General features: G+C 37.5%; 18 protein-coding genes. 5 read left to right on the top strand and 13 right to left on the bottom strand.

Annotation, left to right across the window (positions count from 1 at the left end; genetic code table 11):
- Positions 1-74: 74 nt before the first annotated feature.
- The 3 genes from Q5N69_RS15360 to Q5N69_RS15350 all read right to left on the bottom strand — a co-directional run bounded on the left by Q5N69_RS15360 (position 75) and on the right by Q5N69_RS15350 (position 3775).
- Positions 75-1046, bottom strand: a complete 972-nt coding sequence (locus tag Q5N69_RS15360; RefSeq protein WP_304369974.1) for a YiiX/YebB-like N1pC/P60 family cysteine hydrolase — start codon at positions 1044-1046, stop codon at positions 75-77.
- A gap of 318 nt (positions 1047-1364) precedes the next feature.
- Positions 1365-3005 carry an amidase gene (locus Q5N69_RS15355; RefSeq protein WP_304369973.1) on the bottom strand — a complete coding sequence of 547 codons (1641 nt, stop codon included), beginning with the start codon at positions 3003-3005 and terminating at the stop codon, positions 1365-1367.
- A gap of 212 nt (positions 3006-3217) precedes the next feature.
- A complete protein-coding gene (locus Q5N69_RS15350) occupies positions 3218-3775 on the bottom strand; it encodes a hypothetical protein (RefSeq protein ID WP_304369972.1) in 558 nt (185 codons plus the stop codon).
- Between the two features lie 539 nt (positions 3776-4314).
- On the opposite strand from Q5N69_RS15350, the gene Q5N69_RS15345 reads away from it, so the two are divergent.
- Both Q5N69_RS15345 and Q5N69_RS15340 read left to right on the top strand, forming a co-directional pair.
- Positions 4315-5091 (top strand): haloacid dehalogenase type II, encoded by a 777-nt coding sequence (locus Q5N69_RS15345; RefSeq protein ID WP_304369971.1) that lies wholly within the window; start codon positions 4315-4317, stop codon positions 5089-5091.
- Between the two features lie 208 nt (positions 5092-5299).
- A complete protein-coding gene (locus Q5N69_RS15340) occupies positions 5300-5713 on the top strand; it encodes a VOC family protein (RefSeq protein WP_304369970.1) in 414 nt (137 codons plus the stop codon).
- A 127-nt stretch (positions 5714-5840) separates the two neighbouring features.
- Here Q5N69_RS15340 and Q5N69_RS15335 read toward each other — a convergent pair whose 3' ends face one another.
- A complete protein-coding gene (locus Q5N69_RS15335; protein ID WP_304369969.1) occupies positions 5841-7055 on the bottom strand; it encodes a DEAD/DEAH box helicase in 1215 nt (404 codons plus the stop codon).
- 186 nt (positions 7056-7241) lie between these two features.
- On the opposite strand from Q5N69_RS15335, the gene Q5N69_RS15330 reads away from it, so the two are divergent.
- From Q5N69_RS15330 to Q5N69_RS15320, 3 genes are all read left to right on the top strand, one after another.
- Positions 7242-7598: a hypothetical protein gene (locus Q5N69_RS15330; protein ID WP_304369968.1), complete on the top strand. Its 357-nt coding sequence runs from the start codon at positions 7242-7244 to the stop codon at positions 7596-7598.
- Between the two features lie 28 nt (positions 7599-7626).
- Entirely contained in the window at positions 7627-8190 is a 564-nt protein-coding gene (locus Q5N69_RS15325) for a hypothetical protein (RefSeq protein ID WP_304369967.1), read from the top strand.
- 130 nt (positions 8191-8320) lie between these two features.
- On the top strand, positions 8321-8938 hold the full coding sequence (locus Q5N69_RS15320) for an FMN-binding negative transcriptional regulator (protein ID WP_304369966.1): 618 nt from the start codon (positions 8321-8323) through the stop codon (positions 8936-8938).
- A gap of 15 nt (positions 8939-8953) precedes the next feature.
- Here the strand turns inward: Q5N69_RS15320 and Q5N69_RS15315 are convergent, their stop codons facing one another.
- From Q5N69_RS15315 to xdhA, 9 genes are all read right to left on the bottom strand, one after another.
- Positions 8954-9739, bottom strand: a complete 786-nt coding sequence (locus tag Q5N69_RS15315) for a phytanoyl-CoA dioxygenase family protein (protein ID WP_304369965.1) — start codon at positions 9737-9739, stop codon at positions 8954-8956.
- 302 nt (positions 9740-10041) lie between these two features.
- Positions 10042-10989 (bottom strand): allantoinase PuuE, encoded by a 948-nt coding sequence (gene puuE / locus Q5N69_RS15310; RefSeq protein WP_304369964.1) that lies wholly within the window; start codon positions 10987-10989, stop codon positions 10042-10044.
- Between the two features lies 1 nt (position 10990).
- Complete coding sequence (locus Q5N69_RS15305) at positions 10991-12208, bottom strand: urate hydroxylase PuuD (RefSeq protein WP_304369963.1); 1218 nt, start codon at positions 12206-12208, stop codon at positions 10991-10993.
- A 14-nt stretch (positions 12209-12222) separates the two neighbouring features.
- The gene (guaD, locus tag Q5N69_RS15300; protein WP_304369962.1) at positions 12223-13593 is read right to left on the bottom strand and encodes a guanine deaminase; all 1371 of its coding nucleotides are present in this window, start codon (positions 13591-13593) and stop codon (positions 12223-12225) included.
- Between the two features lie 2 nt (positions 13594-13595).
- Complete coding sequence (gene uraH, locus Q5N69_RS15295; protein ID WP_304369961.1) at positions 13596-13940, bottom strand: hydroxyisourate hydrolase; 345 nt, start codon at positions 13938-13940, stop codon at positions 13596-13598.
- Positions 13937-14446, bottom strand: a complete 510-nt coding sequence (gene uraD, locus Q5N69_RS15290) for a 2-oxo-4-hydroxy-4-carboxy-5-ureidoimidazoline decarboxylase (protein ID WP_304369960.1) — start codon at positions 14444-14446, stop codon at positions 13937-13939. Before uraD ends, uraH begins: the two co-directional genes overlap by 4 nt.
- Complete coding sequence (gene xdhC, locus Q5N69_RS15285) at positions 14443-15417, bottom strand: xanthine dehydrogenase accessory protein XdhC (protein WP_304369959.1); 975 nt, start codon at positions 15415-15417, stop codon at positions 14443-14445. The genes uraD and xdhC overlap by 4 nt, the downstream gene beginning before the upstream one ends.
- A complete protein-coding gene (xdhB, locus tag Q5N69_RS15280; RefSeq protein WP_304369958.1) occupies positions 15410-17785 on the bottom strand; it encodes a xanthine dehydrogenase molybdopterin binding subunit in 2376 nt (791 codons plus the stop codon). Before xdhB ends, xdhC begins: the two co-directional genes overlap by 8 nt.
- A complete protein-coding gene (gene xdhA, locus Q5N69_RS15275) occupies positions 17772-19274 on the bottom strand; it encodes a xanthine dehydrogenase small subunit (RefSeq protein ID WP_304369957.1) in 1503 nt (500 codons plus the stop codon). The genes xdhB and xdhA overlap by 14 nt, the downstream gene beginning before the upstream one ends.
- Positions 19275-19352: the final 78 nt, after the last annotated feature.

Genomic DNA, 19352 nt, shown 5'->3' with positions numbered 1-19352 from the left:
TAAGGGTTCTCCCTTATTGAAATATGCGGTGGAAAGTAAGTTTTAGGACTTGCGGTCCACCTCAGGGCGTGTTGTTAGGTTTTGTTTATCACTGCTTCAGCTGCAAACTTATGATCTAAAGTATTTTCAACCAATTGCTTATACAGTGCAAATTGTTGCTCAGCATACTTTAACTTATGTTGTTCTTTTATATAGAAATATTGCTCAAGGTTGTTTTTATATAACTGAAGTAATCCCTCTGCTATTCCAAGTTCTTTAAGTGCACAATTTTTCATGTCTTCTTTTGTTAATGGCAAATTGGCAAACAAGTTTTCGTCATATCTCCACGGGTTTTGCTCTCTTTCATAGCGCCAGATGTCAAGATAACCAGAAATTCTATATATTTCTGTTACTTCTTTGTCAAATCGTGGGTTTTCAATTAAGTGCGATGTGATATCAGCAAGTGCTTGGATTTTATTACCAATTAGCTTTCTAACGGACTCTAAAATTGAATTTGTAATTTCAGATTGTCTTTGAATTGGATTAAAGCTCAAAGCAAATTCTGTTTCTTTTTCTGAGGCTACAGAAATACAATTTTCAACTGTGAGCACAAATTCTGAATCAGATATTTCTTGAGGCAAACATGCATCGCTATTGGCAACCAGATTAATACCAGCATACTCGTACGACTTAGCAACTAAGCGTGAACAAAACTGCCTCTTCGTATCTAGTTTTGAGAATATTTTAGCGCCAGCGTTTAAAGCACTTACTTTAGAATATGACGTTCCTATCTGTAGTCGAGCATATTCAATTGCTTTATTTATTGCAGATTGATCTTTAACTCTAATAACTTTAACAAAGTTCGGTTCATCAATAATTAAGCGCTGAATATTTCCTGAATGCACTCCATTTAAATCAGAATGTATATAACTTGAATCTCCAACATATAATATGGCATGAGAGTACTTTGAACCCGTCAATTTACATATCGCTTTACTTGGCTTTTCATTCGAACATGTAAGAATGATATCGCCTTGTTTCAATAACTCTTTTTTAAGAAGGAACATAATTCACCCGAAAAACCTAACAGTTTATTATGAGGATACAATCCGCCTTTCTACAAAGGCCATTAATCCCCTACAATTAATCATTAATATAAACATTACGCGATTATCAATTATAGATCAATTAGTTAAAAGTCCAATAGTAACTGGTTGATGTGTGAAAGGAGGATCTAATCCCGCTTTCTTGTAGAAAGAAGGATAACTCCCCGCTTGTATATAAAAACAGTGTTGATTGGGTTTTTTAAATATTTTAGCAATAGTGGTGTTTTGTCGAAAAACTCCAGCAAGCTCACTCATTAACCAGACTTTAAATTGATTTTATTATCTTAGGTAATTCTTAGCTTCCATAGCTTCTGCAATGGCCGGAATATCTTCAGCATTGGTTAAATAATGAGGTTCAATTCTTCGTTGTGATTGCTGCTCATAGGCAAAGGCAAAAGCGAGAATGTTAGCGTCGGTATCTTTAGTTCCTATAAATGATAAACCCACCGACAATGAATGGATTTCTCCCATAGGTACGGTTACATGAGGGTAACCTGCCTGTGCTGCGTAGGAGCCGAATCCAGGCCAACTTGCAGGCCAAATATCGCCATTAATAGGGTCTACTCTTGGCACTACAGGGCCTGAAGGTGCAACAAGAACATCAACATTATGTTCATTTAAAAGCTTGTCTATACCGTCTTCGCGTGTTGCTTTCTGTAAAGTAGAAACCGCTGTTTGGTATTTAGTACTGTTAAGTGGTTCCATGGATTGTGATGAAATAAAAATACTTTGGTCAAACAAAGCTAGTTCTATATCTGCATTGGCTTGGTTATAGTCAATAAGTTCTTGAAGTGTTCGCACCGGTACTTGCTTAGCTGACGTTGAAGAAAGGTAATTATTTATGCCATCCTTAAATTCATATTTTAGTACGTCATAACTCATCTTCCCTAAACCATCGGGAGCTTTTGGTCGCTCGTCAATATTAACTAAAATTGCACCTGCAACAACTAAATCGTTTAAAGCAGTGGCAAAATGTTGTTTTATTTGATTTGAGCTTCCTTGGGCAAAATTAAGTACACCCACGCGAACTCCTTTAAGTGCCTTCGTATTTAAACCTGCCGTGTAGTCAATGTCGGGCGTAGTGGTAGCCATGGCATTCATCAGCATGGCAGCACCTTTGACGGTTTTAGTCATAGGTCCAGCTGTATCTTGTGATTCAGAAATAGGGATAATGTACTGTTGTGGAACTACACCCACTGTAGGTTTGAAACCAACTATGCCATTCGCATTTGAGGGACAAATGATAGAACCGTTAGTTTCAGTTCCCACAGTAGCTGCTGCTAATGATGCAGCTGTTGCGGCACCAGAACCTGAACTAGAACCACAAGGATTTCTGTCAAGCATATGTGGATTTCTAACTTGACCACCTAATGCCGACCAACCGCTCATAGATCCTTCAGAACGAAAATTGGCCCACTGACTTAGGTTGGTCTTACCAAGAATTATCGCGCCTTGAGCACGTAAACCTGCCACAAAAGGGCTATCCCGATGAGTTATATTATCTTTTAACGCTAAAGCACCAGCAGTTGTTGGCATGTTATCTAACGATTCAATATTATCTTTTAGTAAAATGGGCACACCATGTAAAGGCCCTTTAACTAAACCATCTTTACGCATAACATCTAACTCTTTAGCCTGAGTTAAAGCGTCAGGATTAACTTTAAGCACTGCCTGCAATCGTGGCCCTTGTTTGTCGATAGCTTTGATACGATCTAGATAGAGTGTTACAAGAGCTTCAGAACTAATCTCTCCACTATTTAAAGCCTCTACTATCTCAGGTAGGGATTTAGAGATGATGCCCTTAGCTTGATAATCAGCAGCCACTGGCGATATTTGTGCACTTTGAACGTTTTCATCAGATAATGAGCAAGCACTCAGTGAAAGCCCAATAGCTAAGGCGAGTATAGGATGTTTTTTCATTGTTTTTTATTCACACTAGATCAAACCAAAAGAGCAACTACATTATTGAGATATCAATATCATTGCAAGGTGTATAAGTAGAATATTTCACTTATTTTAAACTCTGATTTCCTCTGCACATCAATCTTTTATTTGACCTAAAACATACTCTATCTTTTATTGAGAAATAACCTCATTAATATTTTTCAATCGTTTGATTTCTAACAACGATATCATTCTGCAATATCTGTACTACTTTGCACTGAAAGTTCAAAGGTTTTTACATCGCAATTACTCTGGGTATCGCAACCTTTTACAATAAACTTTAGGTTTGTTAGATCATTGTCTTGAAAGTTCTCACTACCTACAAAGTCACTTCCAATCGAACAAGTTAAATTGTTGTTAGCAACTTCACATTGAACCTCACCTGTTGCGTTGGGGCAAAGTGATAAAGAGTCGCTACCACATTTAAGCCCTACTATTTTGTTATTATCGGAATAGGCTTGATCGTTTGTAGATAAATACAAATCTATTATATAACCCGCAGTAGTTGGAGATACCCACTGAACTTCAAAGCTTGTATTTTCTGTAACGGTAACTAGCTCACCTTCATAGTAATCTTTTGAGTCGAATCTAATGTTATGCAAGATGAAGCTTCCATCTCCTGTAACAGTTCCATTGCCGTTGTCAATTTGAGAACCATCAGTATTAGAAGTATTTCCATTATCACTACCTCCGCCTCCACAAGCGCTCAGCAATAGAATACTTATAATGAATAAAATATGTTTCATAGATGTCCTTATAATTAAATTTGATTGATTGGTACTTATATCAAGTTGACCAATTTATGATTAAAAATGGCATTACTTGTTTTGTAACTTCAACTGCAACCTTTGAAATTAGTTTATGCAGTAAAGCAGACTATATTACAAAGAGTAACCATAACATTCTCAAACGCAACAATTGCTCTGACGTAATATGATTTAAGTATTCTCATCTAGCTACTTATCTTCCCCTACCTTCGCTAATAAGCTCAGTCATACTCTCTTACAGATCAACTATGGGATTTCATTGCAAAGGTTTTAATTAATCGTCAAAATTCTTTGTGTTATGGCGATATTAGCCATGTAGCGAAAGTTTCTGCTGTTTAAGTTGGTCTGCTCTCTTGTATGAACAAATCTAGTGTTACTTGCAAGATTAAAACAAGCTTACTTATAAACTTGAATTCGAAATAAACACTTTAAGTTATCTTGTTAAACAATAGCTTAAAAAGCCAATATTGCGAGTTCAGGTTACTTAATTGATTCAATCACATATATACAGAGGTATTATGAAAACCCCATTTTTAAAGACATTTTTTAGTTTAGTTTTGTTGCTTAATTGTCATCAACTTTTTGCTGGTGAAGTTGAAAAATCAGTAAACTCATTAACCAAACCTAAAGTTATTATTTTTGATGTTAACGAAACCCTACTCGACTTAACAAGCATGCGTAAGTCTGTAGGCGATGCTATTGGTGGTCGTGAAGACTTATTGCCTTTATGGTTTTCAACTATGTTACATCACTCTTTAGTAGTTTCAGCGACTGGCGAATACGAGAGTTTTGGTAATATTGGTGTAGCTGCGTTACAAATGGTTGCTGAAATTAATGGTATAGATATCACTAAAGAAGATGCTAAAAAATCAATTTTAACGCCATTACGTTCACTACCAGCACATCCTGATGTTGCTGAAGGGTTAGCGGCACTTAAAGCACAAGGCTACAAGCTAGTAACATTAACTAACTCTTCGTTAGCAGGTGTTAAGCTACAACTTAAAAACTCTGGTTTAAGCCAGTACTTTGATGCGAATTTAAGTATTGAGTCTGTAGGTGTATTTAAGCCTCATCTTGCGACTTACCAATGGGCAATTAAAGACTTAGGCGTTGATGCTGATGAAGCGTTAATGGTTGCTGCTCACGGTTGGGATATTGCAGGTGCTGACAAAGCAGGTTTACAAACTGCCTTTATTCGCCGTACAGGTAAAGTGTTGTTTCCAATTGCTGCACAACCTGATTACAGTGTGTTAGATGTTAATGAACTTGCTAAAACATTAGCTAAGTTTAAATAAACAACTATCTGCCATGTGTTGTGCTAAACAACTCAACGCATGGCTTTATTCTTTCAATATCATCTTAATAAATTAACACTTAAACTTGGTAAACCCTTCCCTTTACTTCATAATCTTTCCTAACAAACCAGTAAATTAACAAACATCCTGTTTCGATTTCTCCTGTATTTATCACAACTAATATCGAATTCATTTAAAGGTAATTTTTATGACACAAACAATCCAAAACATTGGCGGCATTTCTCTTGTTGTAGCTAACTACGACGACGCTATTGAATTTTATACAAAAAAACTTCAGTTCACTTTAATTGATGATATAGATTTAGGCCAAGGTAAACGTTGGGTACAAGTATCACCACCAAATTCTAACGGCACAAACTTAGTGTTATCTCAGGCGAGTAATGAACAGCAAAAGCAAGCGGTAGGAAACCAAGGTGGCGGTAGCGTGCTTTTATTCCTTAAAACCAATGATTTTTGGCGAGATTACGATTTAATGAAAGCCAATGGTGTGATTTTCAACGAAGAACCAAGAGTTGAAGAATATGGCGTGGTTGTGATTTTCCAAGACCTTTACGGTAATCAATGGGATCTTCTACAATTAACTGAGCAACCTGTGAGTTAGAGAGTAAACATTAATTGCACAAAATAACTTTTTGGAGCTAACAGCAATTCCCCCCCCAAAAAAAACAAGGTGCGAAGAGTAAAATTAATTAGCCAGCTAAAAACTTTTTAACTGGCTAAATATTTGTTTATTTTCTTTTTGCTCTGCTTCTATTTGTTTTTTTAACGGGTTTCTTTTTCTTGCTTTGTATAGGCGCTTTCGAAAATTCTTTATGAAAAGGTTGTTCTGTAACAACAGGAATAGCTTGTCCTATGCTAGTTTCAATATTAGTTAATTGCCTTACATCGTTTTCTACAGCAAATGAAATAGCCATTCCATTTTTACCAGCACGAGCTGTTCGTCCTATGCGGTGTATGTAGTTTCTTGGATCTTCAGGAAGATTATAGTTAATCACTAACGTAATATTATCAACATCAATACCACGAGCTGCAACATCGGTAGCCACTAATACTCTTAAATTAGCATCCTTAAAGTTTTGTAACGCTTCTTCTCTAACTGCTTGAGTTTTACCACTGTGAAGACTAGCAGCCGTTATTGATTCTTTTTCTAAAGCTTTAACAATAATGTCTGCGCCATACTTGGTTTTGCAAAAAATAAGTACTTTCTCATAATCAGCATTTTCTAAAATGTTAAAGAGTAAAGGGAGTTTGTTCGATTTTTCAAGCTGATATACACTTTGATTAACTAAATCTATAGTCACAGTTTCAGCAGCTATTTGAACTTTAGTTGGCTCCGTTAATATGTCTTGTGCAAGTATCTCGATTTCTGCAGGCATAGTTGCTGAAAACAAAAGTGTTTGTCGCTTCTTCGGCAGTTTAGATATGATACTTTGAACATCATTAAAGAATCCCATATCAAGCATGGTGTCGGCTTCATCTAATACAAATACTTCTAGCGCTTCAAAATTTAGATCGCCCGTCTCAATTAAATCTAATAATCTGCCAGGAGTTGCCACTAAAACATCAAGTCCTAGAGCAATCGCATCAACTTGCGGTTGTCGTCCTACTCCACCATAAACAACTTTAGTTTTAAGACCTAAACCATCAGAGTAGTCATCAATGTTTTGCATTATTTGCGAGGCAAGCTCACGAGTAGGCGTTAGTATAAGAGAGCGCGTGCTTTTAGCTTTGATATCAATTTTATTTCGACCGAACTTATTGATAATAGGTAATGAAAAGGCTGCAGTTTTCCCTGTTCCTGTTTGCGCAATACCAAGAAGATCCTTGCCATTAATAAGAGCAGGAATACATTCTTTTTGGATCGGCGTAGGTTGGTTGTAGCCTTTAAGACTAACACGGTCAATAATTGACTCTAAAAGTGAAAATGCTTTAAATTCTGACATGCTGTCTCGGTATACTTTAATCAATAGCCAGCTATTCTAACAGAATGCTTTAACATGTTTAAGATGTATTGGATTCAGTACTATATTCACAATTTTCTATGGGATAATACTCCCACTAGATTAAAACAAATCTAAAAACTAATGCATCTATCTGCCTTGAACCTCATAAAGGATTAAAGTTTGAGTATGAAAGAAAAATCTGTTCTATTTATTTTAAGTTTAGTTATGGCTTTTATTTTTGGAGTTGTAATGATTTTATCTCCATCGGAACCTGCCAAATATACCTTTGCATTTTTATTCTTGTATTTGTTTATTTGGCGTGTATTTATTGATGCTGCTGAATATAACTTTAAACGGAATAAGTTGTTTAACATTTCTCTTATAATGTTTACATACATTACTTTTCCGTATTATCTCTTTAAAACCAGAGGTTTAATTAAAGGCTTATTGTCTATAATACGAATTATTTTATTTATCGTATTGTTTTTTGTTGTTATGTTAATCGGCGCCTCACTTATTATTATGACTCAAGGTGGGGTTTAAATATGGTTGTTAAGCATTGAGAGGCAATATGAGTTTTAAATCGATCTTTGCCGGTAAGACACAACAAGAAATTGATGAATTAATTCATGATCAAGGTTCAGAATTACATCGTTATATGAAAAGCTTTAATACGAAGGCAAACTCTTGGGTTACGGTAAATGATTTAATAAGCGCTATAGAGCAAAGGCTGATTGAATTTGCACATTTTAAAACAAAATTGGTCACTAAAAATGCTCGCTTTACTACTTTAAAAGAAGGTGAAGTAGAGATTTGTAATATTGGTTTTGGATATTTTGATGAGGAAGACGGTAACCAATTTATTCTAGTTGCAACTGAATTTGCAGGTGACGATGAAGGTTCAGGTAAAGAAATTAAAACAGTTGAATTACTTACATTATTAAAATCAAAGGCTGACACTTATGGTGATTGGCCTATCGTTTTGGTATCTGATCAGTTTATTACTCCAGACGGTAGCATCATTCGCTCGTATGGCACAAATAATTTTCCTTATTTAATTTGGCATCCTGAGGTAACAGAACTTTGGTTATTGGAAAGCCCTGAAGAACATTGGCCTGAGTATAAAAACCTCTAAAAAACAGAGTTGTAACTATAAATAATTAAATCATATTGCCTGAACAGTAAATTTTTTATCAATCAACTAAGTATCAAAATTAATACAACAATACAGATAAAATGTTTGATAAGCATAATAAGGACACATAATGTATATCCCTAAACCCTTCCAAATATCTGAATTATCTACCCAACAACAATTCATTCATGAATACGGTTTTGGTGTCGTTATTTCTCAATCATTAACAGGCACACATCTACCTTTTGTTTTAAAAGTTGATGAAAGTAAATACGGTGTTTTATATAGTCACTGCGCTAAAGCAAACCCGCACTGGAAAGAATTAGATCAGCAGGAAGTGTTAATTATTTTTACCGGTCCACACACATATATATCGCCTAGTTGGTATGCCAAAGGACCAGGTGTTCCAACATGGAACTACACTGCAGTTCATGCTTATGGCAAGGTAACACTTTTAGATAAAGATGAAACATTACAATCTGTTGAAGATGTTGTAGAGCAATACGAGCCAGCGCTTTTAAAAGATAAAACGCTATTAACCGATGAATACCGAGATAAGCTCTTAAACGGTATTGTTGGTTTCAAAATTGAATTAACTAAACTTGAAGGACAATTGAAGTTAGGCCAACAACGTAGCCAATCAGATCAACAAGGTGTTTATAATGCACTGAAAAAATCAAAAAATTTAGACGATCAATCGCTAGCTAACTATATGCAAAAAACTAACTTAGGCACAGGTGAAGGTTAGGCAAAAAAGTGCTAATTAACGGCCTTCAGACTTCAATTTGATAGTGTTTTCAAACAATCTAGGGTCGTTGATTTGCTTTAACATATTGGTATCAGGTAAACAGTCGTCATCAACGTAATCAGCAAAATCGGCTGATGAATCAAATACTAATATGTCTAAAGCTAAGCGGTCTAAACCGTATAAGCCACGGTGGATCATATCGGCAGAAAACACTAATAAATCGCCTGCTGCTAACGGTATTTCTTTTCCGCCAGAAAGGTTTTCACTGCTAAGCCTTTTATTGTTTTCAAGGCGAACATCAAACTCTTCTTCATTGTCCCAACGTTTATGCGTGCCTGGCACTAACTCCATACCCAGCTCATCAAATAAAGGGACACGAAGGTGAATAACTTGAGTTTCTTGAATCGCTTTTTTTTGTTCTTCTACTTCATGATCATATTGGCAATCGCGATGCCAGAAGTTTTCTTGCTTAGTATTAAACGGATTAAAGAACAGTTGGGTATTCATAAAAGCGGGCTTGTTGGTAACCACTGATTCAACAATTTTCATTATTTTTTCTGAGCTAATAAAGTCAAATAGCTTTATTCTATCGTCAGATTTTAAGTATACGCTTCCTGTGATTAATGAAGAGTTGAAAGCTTCTTCTTGGTAGAAAGTTTTATTATCTTTTTTCCATAATTCATGAAAAGTTAAAATCACTTTTCTCAGGGCAGAAATTTCAGCTTCATTAAAATAATCTCTTATAACAAAATAGCCTTTTTCATCGTAATTAACGCTTAGCTGTTTTAAATCTTCTACCATTTACTGCTATTACCTTTACTTTAAATACCTAAAATTTTGAGGGAAAAATACCTACAACGTGAATTTTAACTGATTGCAGATAAATTAAAGAGACATTTATTTACTATTTGTATAGAAGTTTTCGGATGGAGTTAGTTTATAAAAGCAAATATTCATGGAAATTTAAGTTAGAGGGTTTGAGATCGTTGAACTCGTTAATAAAATTAAGAATAAAGGCTAGCATTCAACGCTAGGTTAAAGGCAAGGGCGGCGAGAACCGCCCTTTTTTTTCTTTAAATATCGAACTTTAAAGCTACGAATGATTAAGCTTTATAAGGATGTTCTTTGTGCCAATGCTCTGCGATGTCGACTCTTCGAGCAAACCACACATCATCAAATGATTGCACATATTGAAAAAACTTTTCTAAGGCTTTAATTCTTCCCGGGCGTCCAATTAAGCGACAATGTAAGCCAATAGAAAGCATTTTCGGGCTATCTAAACCATCAGGATCACCCTCTTCATATAAAGCATCGAATGCATCTTTTAAATAATTAAAAAATTGGTCGCCAGCATTAAAGCCTTGAACAGCAGCAAAACGCATGTCGTTGGTGTCTAAAGTGTAAGGCACAATTAACTGAGGTTTACCTTGGTGTTCACGCCAAAAAGGTAGATCGTCACTGTAGTCGTCTGCATCGTAAAGAAAGTTACCATTCTCAGCTACTAAGCTTGCAGTATTTGGGCTGGTTCTGCCTGTGTACCAACCTTTAGGTTTCTCACCCGTAATTTCTTCGATGATAGCGACAGCTTCTTCCATGTGTTGGCGTTCGGTTTCAATATCGACATTTTGATAGTTAATCCAACGCAATCCATGGCTACAAATTTCATGCCCTGCTTCTTTAAAAGCTTTAGCCACTTCAGGGTAACGTTTTAACGCCATTGCTACAGCAAACACAGTAACAGGCACATCGTATTTTTCGAATAAGCGTAACAAGCGCCAAACACCTGAACGGCTGCCATATTCGTAGATAGATTCCATACTCATATGACGATCTTCTACATGCGGAGCACTTACAATTTCAGACAAAAAGGTTTCAGCAGCAGCGTCGCCATGAAGAACACAGTTTTCACCGCCCTCTTCATAATTCATTACCACTTGCACAGCAATACGCGCTTTATTAGGCCAGTTAGCATGTGGAGGCTTAGCGCCATATCCAACAAGGTCTCGCGGATAATTCTGATAAGTATCTTGGCTATTTGAATCACTCGACATTTTACTGCTCCTTATTTGCGGCTAATAACCAACTAGATAATAACTCGCGCTCTTCATCAGTCATGTGAGTTAAGTTAGCTAGCGGCATATCTTTACTGATAATGGCACGTGTATAAATGGATTGGCTGAATTTTTTAGCTTCATCAATAGAGTCAATTACAAAGCCTGACGGTGCTGTTTTAAACATTTCAGAGGTCGGTGTTTTACTATGACATTCAGTACAACGTGTATTAATGATTGTCCAAGCTTCTGCATCGCTGATCACAGCGCTATGCTCTGTAGAACTAGCGTTTGAAGCTTGTAAATTTAGTGTGTGCCAAGGCGCAATCGCTAGCATTAAAACGAAAAAGGCAGCAATACCACTCACTAATACTTGAGGTTTATAAACACCTTGATGTTTTAAGTTAAAGAAATGACGGATCCACATACCAATAACAAATAACGACACTAACACTAACCAACCGTAATCGTGGCTGTAAGTGTAAGGAAAGTGATTACTCGTCATAATAAAAATAATCGGTAACGTTGCGTAGTTATTGTGTATTGAGCAAAGCTTAGCTTTTAAGCCAGGGGCTGAATCAGGAATTCTACCTTCTTCAACTTCTTTAACCATATAACGCTGACTTGGCATGATCACGTGATAAACATTACCCGCCATACAAGTACCAATTAAAGCACCAATATGAATATATACAGCACGATCGGTAAATAGTTGATCTAATCCCCATGTCCAAAGTGCTAATAAAATAACACTAACAACGGCGAAAACCAGTCCTTTTTCGGCGATAACACTATTACATAAAGCTCGGTAAACAACGTAACCTAAAGCAATAACACCTATTGATGTTGCGATTGCTGTTACTTTATCTAAAGTCATTTTGCTGTTATCTAACAAGTAAATATCAGCACCAACATAGTAAAGTAAGGTAAACAGTAACGTACCTGTGATCCACGTTGTGTAAGCTTCCCACTTAAACCAATGTAAAGTTGATGGCATTTTTTCAGGGCCATGTTGATACTTAGCTATTTCGTAAAATCCACCACCATGTACTGCCCACAAGTCACCACGAATACCTTTGTCTTTTTTCCACTGTGGTGGTTCTTCTAAATTGTTATCTAACCACGCAAAATAAAACGACGCGCCAATCCATGCTATACCTGCGATAACATGGAAATATCTTAATACTAAATGTATCAACTCAAAAAAATAACTTTCCATTATTCACTCACTTCCTATAAGTTTTTAGTCGATTGTTCAGAAGAAAACGTAGAACTAAACTGAACCTCAGCATCACGTTGATAAGCACTTTTACCGAGAATAAAGGTTTCTTCAATACAACGATCGTCACCTAGCATCATAATGGCAAACAGCTTTTCGTGGAGTGTTTTAGCAAACTTCAAACGAAACTCCATAAAAGGTGTTGGTTTAGGATCAAGTACCACAAAATCAGCTTCACAACCTTGGTTAAAGTTACCTATTACACCTTCCAAATCTAATGCTCTAGCACCACCAAGCGTGGCTAAATACAAGCCTTTAAAGGCTGAGAATTTCTCACTTTGTAACTGTTGAATTTTGTAAGCTTCATTCGCCGTTTGTAACATTGAAAAACTTGTGCCTGCGCCAATATCGGTGCCCATACCTACGTTGATGCCATGCTTTTCACAACTCTTTAAATCAAACAGACCAGAGCCTAAAAACAAGTTAGAGGTAGAACAGTGAGAAATAGCCGCATCGTTATCGGCTAAACAACAAAGTTCGCGCTCAGACAAATGAATGCTATGTGCAAACACCGAACGTTTTCGAACAAGCCCAGCATCTTCATAAACACCTAAATAATCGGTAGATTCAGGAAATAAGCTTTTTACCCAAGCACATTCGTCTTTGTTTTCAGACAAATGGGTATGAAGATAAGTATCAGGAAACTCCTTCAACAACTCACCACATTTAGCTAATTGCTCAGGTGTTGAAGTAGGCGCAAAACGAGGTGTTACTGCATAACTTAAACGGTCAACATTGTGCCATTTGTTAATTAATGCTTTTGATTGCTCGTAGCTTGACTGTGCACAATCAGATAAGTCGTCAGGACAATTTACATCCATCATCACCTTACCTGCGATCATACGTAAATGACGCGCTTGAGCTTCGCTGAAAAAAGCATTAACAGATTCAGGATGCACAGTACCAAACACTAAAGCGGTAGTTGTACCATTACGTAACAGTTCATCTAAAAAGCGTTTAGAAATGTCTTTTGCGTATGCTTCATCAGCAAATTTCTTTTCCGTTGGGAAAGCGTATTCGGTTAGCCAAGTTAATAATTGCTCGCCATAAGCACCTACCATTTCTGTTTGTGGTAAATGTATGTGGGTATCGATCATACCTGGAATAATAAAGCGGTTATCGTAGCGTTTAACTTCAATGCTTTTATCTAGAGTTGGCAGTATGTCTTTCTCGTAGCCAATTTGTGCTACCTTGCCGTTTTCAATAACAAGCGCACCTTTTTCAAAATAACGGTGTGCGTTGTCGCCAGCAATAGCTGGATCATCAACAAAATCAAAAATGTCACCACAAATAACTACATTTTCTTGGTTAGAAATATTTGTCAAAGCTAGCTACCTCTGTAAGTTGAATAGCCGAAAGGCGACAACAATAAAGGAATATGATGATGTTTAGTGTCTTGCACACGAAAGCAGATTTCAGCTAAAGGATAGAATGCTGGTTTATCGCTATCGGTAAAATAAGCATCTAAATCAAAAGTTAACTTATAAGTAGCAAATTCTACTTCGGTAAGTGGCGTTAACCAGTTGGCAATACGTCCATCTGCATCGGTTAATCCATCAGTTAAAAACAACCATTGGTCGTCTACTAATTTAAACATTTTTACTGGAACATTAGCTGCAGGTAAGCCTTTTGCTGTATCTAATATGTGTGTGGTTATTGGGCTTCGGCTCATAGTAATTTCTCCAGTCTAATTTTAGTGATCTTAGCTTGTTCATTTGCAGCAATCGCAAGTTCTGTATCGCGATCGTTATTAATTCGTTCTTTAATCAGAGCTAACATTTGCTCTGCGCTTTTACCTGTTGCACACACAATAAAGATAAAACCAAAATTTTCTAAATACGCTTTATTCGTTGCCATCATGTCTTGTAAAACGTTTTCGTCTGCCGCTGACATACCTGATTGTTCGTGACCTGCTTTTTCAGCAGTTGCAGCAAATTTAGCGCGTAGTGTTGATACATCACCAATTTGTGGATGTCCTTCAAATGCCGCTAAATAATCGTCTTCGTTAAGTTTGTCCCATATTTTCTGGGCCGTTTGATAAACTTCTTCATGTGATGAAAAAGGACGAGCAGCTACCATAGCTTCGACCCAACGTGGCGCAACGCAACAGCTTTCTAATGCTTGGTAAGCATCGCTCTTTGATTGTTCATTCAGTTGTGTAAGTTGTGTTAAATTCATTCGCTAATAACCTGTGCTTTAATTGTTTGCTCTTGCTCGCTTGTTGATTCTTGTATTACTGACTCACCTTCAGCATTACCTAAAACCAACGCATTTTTTAAGGTTTTCCATTGCAAGCCTTCGCGACTTCCTTGCTTAGCAGGATAACCTTTATCAAGATTATACTGCTGATATAACTGGATTATTTGACCTGAAATAGATACCGCAACTTCCATCGGGAGCTTGCCGTTAATGCTTGAAACACCAACTGGGCAAATCATTTTTTCGATGTCAGATTCAGCAAATTCACGGTGCATTAAACGATGTTTAAAACGTTTAGCTTTTGTGTCTGAACCAATAACGCCTAACCAAAGCGAATCGTTACGTTTTAAAATAGCTTCGGTTAATTCAAAATCTAATTGATGGTTATGGGTTAAAATTAAAAATGCGCTGTTAGCCATTGCTTGCTTGGCTTGTTCAACAGGAAATTCGTCAACCACTTTAGTTACATTACTTGGAATGTACTCAGGGAAAACATCTTCTCGGTTATCAATCCAACGCACTTGCACTGGTAATTTAGCTAAAATAGGGATAAGTGCTTGAGCCACATGGCCTGCACCATAAACGTCTAGCTTCATATGTTCGCTAGCGATAACTTCAAATAATATAACGGCACCACCGCCACAACATTGACCTAAGTTTGCGGCTAAATGAAACTGCTCAATAACTTGTGCTGATTTACCTTGAGCAATAAGCTCTCGGGCCTTTTCAATAACAACAAACTCAAGATGACCGCCACCTAAAGTATCGTAAATATGATCACCACAAATCACCATTTTGGTACCTGAAGCTCTTGGCGTAGAGCCTGAAGTACCTAAAACAGTAGCGATAACATAGTTAGTACCCGCTTCTTCTAGCTGAGCAATACTTTGTGACCAAGTTTGCGTATGAAAGCCTTGAAAGGAATCATTCAGACCGCTTGTTTTAGACATGTGAAACACCTTCGTCCTGCGTATCTTCATTAGCGCCTAGGTTATCGGCAGCCCATTGTTTGGTCGCTACAACAGCATTGAGAACAGTTTCAGGTGTTGCTGGTGTATTTAAATCTGGTGCGTATTTATAATCAGCTAAACTACTAATGGCGTTTCTAATTGCGCTCCAAACACTAAAGCCCAGCATAAACGGTGGTTCACCCACAGCTTTAGAACGAAACACTGAGGTTTCAGGGTTTGCTGAATCAAATAACGAAACGTTAAATTCTGTTGGCGTATCGCCAATCGCTGGAATTTTATAAGTAGCAGGACCTGAACTCGCTAGCTCACCACTGTCTTTCCATTGTAATTCTTCAGTAGTTAACCAACCCATGCCTTGAATAAAGGCGCCTTCAATTTGGCCAATATCTAATGCTGGATTTAGTGAATTACCTACGTCATGCAATATGTCAGCACGAGTTACTGTGTTTTCACCTGTTAAAATGTCAATTTCAACTTCACTTAATGCCACACCATGAGAATAATAGAAGAATGGTCGACCTTCGGCTTTCGCACGATCGTAATGAATTTTAGGTGTTGCGTAATAACCTGTAGATGAAAGTGAAATACGCTTCATATAAGCTAATTCAGCTAACTCAGCAAAGCTCATTTCGCCTTTAGCATGAATAATTTTGTTATCGTTGAATTCGACACTTTCAGCTTCAACCTCAAAGTGTGACGCTACAAATTCAATTAATCTGTCTTTTATGGTATTTGCCGCATTAAGTGCCGCCATACCATTTAAGTCGGTACCACTAGATGCTGCTGTAGGCGATGTATTAGGGACTTTATCGGTACGAGTAGCTGTTACACCAACGGTTTCGAAATCAACACCAAAAGCATGGGCAACAATTTGCGCAACCTTAGTATTAAGGCCTTGCCCCATTTCGGTACCACCATGATTAAGGTGAATAGAACCATCAGAATAAATATGAATTAACGCACCCGCTTGATTTAAATGCTGCACGGTAAACGAAATACCGAATTTAACTGGCGTCATAGCTAAACCTTTTTTAACAAAAGGCGAGGTTTTGTTGAAGGCTTTTATGGCTTCTTTACGTTCCCAGTATTGCGCATCTTTTTCTAATGTTTCTATCATTCCAGCAAGCACATGTTGCTCTACTTTTTGGTGATATGGCGTAACATCTCGACCGGGACGATATAAATTAGCTTTACGAATAGTGAGCGGATCTTGTCCTAACTTGGCAGCAACATCGTCCATGATCAATTCAGCCATGATCATACCTTGTGGTCCACCAAAACCGCGAAATGCTGTATGACTTACGGTATTTAACTTACAGCGATTACCCACTATTTTTGCCGCTGGATAATAATAAGCATTGTCGGCATGGAACATAGCTCTATCAACAATAGCATCGGATAAATCAGGTGAATATCCACAGTTACCGTTTACTTCAATGTGCACACCTTCAATTAAACCGTTCTCATCAAAGCCAGCGGTGTAATGGTTATAGAATGGATGACGCTTACCCGTTAAACGAAAATCGTCAGCACGAGCTAACCTTACTTTAACAGGGCTTTCTAAATGATAAGTAGCTAAGGCTGCTAAACATGCCCAAGGTGCTGCTTGTGTTTCTTTACCACCAAAACCGCCGCCCATACGACGCATTTCTACAGTAACGAAGTTAAAAGGTTTCTTTAATATTTTGGCTACTAAATGCTGAACTTCTGTTGGATGTTGCGACGAAGATTGCACAAAAATCCCACCATCTTCATTTAGCTGGGTCATAGCAACCTGCCCTTCTAAATAAAAATGCTCTTGCCCGCCTACCGATAATTCACCGCTTATTTGGTGTTTAGCACTTTTAATCGCACTGTCAGCATCACCACGTTGTAGTGAATGTGGTGGACGAACCCAATTTTGCTTTTCAATGGCTTCGTGAATATCTAAAACAGCTTCGGTTTCTTCGCAGTTAATTTTAACTAAACGTGCGGCTTTACGAGCCGTATCGTATGAGTCGGCAACGACAAACAATACCGGCTGATGAAAGTATTCAATTTCGTGATCTGTTAATAAAATATCGCCAGGAAATACAGGGCCAATATCAATTTTACCTGGTACATCTTTCGCTGAAAAAATACGTACTACACCTTTTAGGCTTTCGGCTTCTTTCGTATCTATAGAGGTGATGAAACCTGCTGCGACTGGCGCTAAAACAGGGTAACCGTGCAAACAGCCTGCTGGCTCAGCAAAGTCGTCTACATAATTTGCTTTACCACACACTTGTTTGATTGCACTTTCATGATGTTTTGATTTACCAACACTACCACCACGCGCTTGTAGTTTATCCATTTCAAAGTGACGCATGAGAAATCCTCGCTGATGGTGTTGTAATATTGTTTACAGGAATCGCTTGAGAAAATTCATAGCCTATTCGTTGCATTAAATTTTGAGTCGTGATTAAACGATAGTTGGCGCTAGCTCGCACATCTGACATAGGAGAGAAGTCTTTTTCAACCACTGCTCCTGCTTTCATAAAGGTTTTGGTGTCTAATCGACCACCAATTAATTGCGCTTCCATCTTAGGCGCTCTAGCAGGAATAGCTGCCATGCCACCTAAAGCAAAACGTGCTGAGGTAATAACATTGTTTGCATGCTCTACAGCTAATATTAAACACACTGTCGAGATGTCATCTTCAAAACGTTTTGATACTTTATGACATGCTAGTTTTAAAGATTCGCTACGTTTTGGAATACTGATTTTAGCGATAACTTCATCGGCAGCTAATACCGTTTGGCGATAGCCAGTAAAGAAGTCTTCAACTTTAATGGTGCGAGTACCTTTTACAGATTGCAGATCCATAGTGGCATTTAACGCGATAAGTAAAGGAGCAGGATCTCCAATAGGTGAAGCATTACCTAAGCTTCCACCTAAAGTTCCGCTGTTACGTACTTGAGTCGAACCTAAACGTTCAAACAATTCTTTAGATTCAGGATACGTTGTGCAAAGTGCATCAACAAAGTCGCAGTAAGGTACTGCTGCACCAATTTCAAACTGCCCATCTTTTTCACTAAATTGTGTAAGTTCACTGGTTTGGCTAACAGAAATAACCACTTCTGGTTTTAATAAATGTTGGCTCAACTCAATAGCAAAGTCGGTTCCGCCAGCTACAATGCTAGCTTCAGGGTAAGTTGCTGTAAGCTCAACTAACTGACTTACTGTTTGTGGTAAATAGAATTTGCGTTGATTGTCTTCTAAATAAGGTAAAGCGTTCTCTTGAGGTTCGCTTAGCAAGCTTTCTTTAAACTTAATTGCCATTGCAGACCAAGGCTCTTCAGCTCGATCATATTCAAAAGCTTTTTCAGCTGCTTTTAATATAGGATTGTAACCAGTACAGCGACATAGATTTCCACCTAAGGCGTGAATGGCAGCTGTTTTACCTGGATAAGTTTCGTTGTTGATATATAAAGCTAACAAACTCATGATAATACCAGGTGTACAAAAACCACATTGCGAACCATGACATTCAACCATGGCTCTTTGCACTGGGTGTAAGTCTCCTAATTCTGGATACTTAGTTAAAGCAACCGCTTCTACAGTAATAATATGCTTACCATGTGCGTTACCTAATAACATTAAACAACTATTCAGTGTTTTATAATGCCAATGGGTTTCACCTTTATTATTTGTGATTTCTTCACCAATTAATAAAGTACATGCGCCACAATCTCCTGTTGCACATCCTTCTTTGGTGCCTTTTTTCCCTGTTGTGGTGCGTAACCACTCCAAAATGGTGAGACTCGGCGAAGAACTCTGAACTTCAGTTACTGTGTCGTTTAGCAAAAACTTTATCACTACTTACCTCTCTACTCTTAGCCAGCCTTTTGTTATCAACATATTAAAAAGGCTAGCTTTAGATTTTTTATATTATTT

Source organism: Pseudocolwellia sp. AS88 (assembly GCF_030551755.1).
GTDB lineage: Bacteria > Pseudomonadota > Gammaproteobacteria > Enterobacterales > Alteromonadaceae > Pseudocolwellia.
The sequence above is the reverse complement of the archived record's forward strand: the minus strand, read 5'-3'. Positions and strand labels throughout refer to the sequence as shown.

Bases quoted from the DNA above. Each gene is read 5' to 3' on its own strand.
- Q5N69_RS15325 (WP_304369967.1), top strand. From the start codon at position 7,627: ATGAGTTTTAAATCGATCTTTGCCGGTAAGACACAACAAGAAATTGAT.
- Q5N69_RS15305 (WP_304369963.1), bottom strand. From the start codon at position 12,208: ATGGAAAGTTATTTTTTTGAGTTGATACATTTAGTATTAAGATATTTC.
- Q5N69_RS15350 (WP_304369972.1), bottom strand. From the start codon at position 3,775: ATGAAACATATTTTATTCATTATAAGTATTCTATTGCTGAGCGCTTGT.
- uraD (WP_304369960.1), bottom strand. From the start codon at position 14,446: ATGAATTTAACACAACTTACACAACTGAATGAACAATCAAAGAGCGAT.
- Q5N69_RS15340 (WP_304369970.1), top strand. From the start codon at position 5,300: ATGACACAAACAATCCAAAACATTGGCGGCATTTCTCTTGTTGTAGCT.
- Q5N69_RS15335 (WP_304369969.1), bottom strand. From the start codon at position 7,055: ATGTCAGAATTTAAAGCATTTTCACTTTTAGAGTCAATTATTGACCGT.
- xdhC (WP_304369959.1), bottom strand. From the start codon at position 15,417: ATGTCTAAAACAAGCGGTCTGAATGATTCCTTTCAAGGCTTTCATACG.
- uraH (WP_304369961.1), bottom strand. From the start codon at position 13,940: ATGAGCCGAAGCCCAATAACCACACACATATTAGATACAGCAAAAGGC.
- Q5N69_RS15320 (WP_304369966.1), top strand. From the start codon at position 8,321: ATGTATATCCCTAAACCCTTCCAAATATCTGAATTATCTACCCAACAA.
- Q5N69_RS15355 (WP_304369973.1), bottom strand. From the start codon at position 3,005: ATGAAAAAACATCCTATACTCGCCTTAGCTATTGGGCTTTCACTGAGT.
- Q5N69_RS15360 (WP_304369974.1), bottom strand. From the start codon at position 1,046: ATGTTCCTTCTTAAAAAAGAGTTATTGAAACAAGGCGATATCATTCTT.
- Q5N69_RS15330 (WP_304369968.1), top strand. From the start codon at position 7,242: ATGAAAGAAAAATCTGTTCTATTTATTTTAAGTTTAGTTATGGCTTTT.
- Q5N69_RS15315 (WP_304369965.1), bottom strand. From the start codon at position 9,739: ATGGTAGAAGATTTAAAACAGCTAAGCGTTAATTACGATGAAAAAGGC.
- puuE (WP_304369964.1), bottom strand. From the start codon at position 10,989: ATGTCGAGTGATTCAAATAGCCAAGATACTTATCAGAATTATCCGCGA.
- xdhB (WP_304369958.1), bottom strand. From the start codon at position 17,785: ATGCGTCACTTTGAAATGGATAAACTACAAGCGCGTGGTGGTAGTGTT.
- Q5N69_RS15345 (WP_304369971.1), top strand. From the start codon at position 4,315: ATGAAAACCCCATTTTTAAAGACATTTTTTAGTTTAGTTTTGTTGCTT.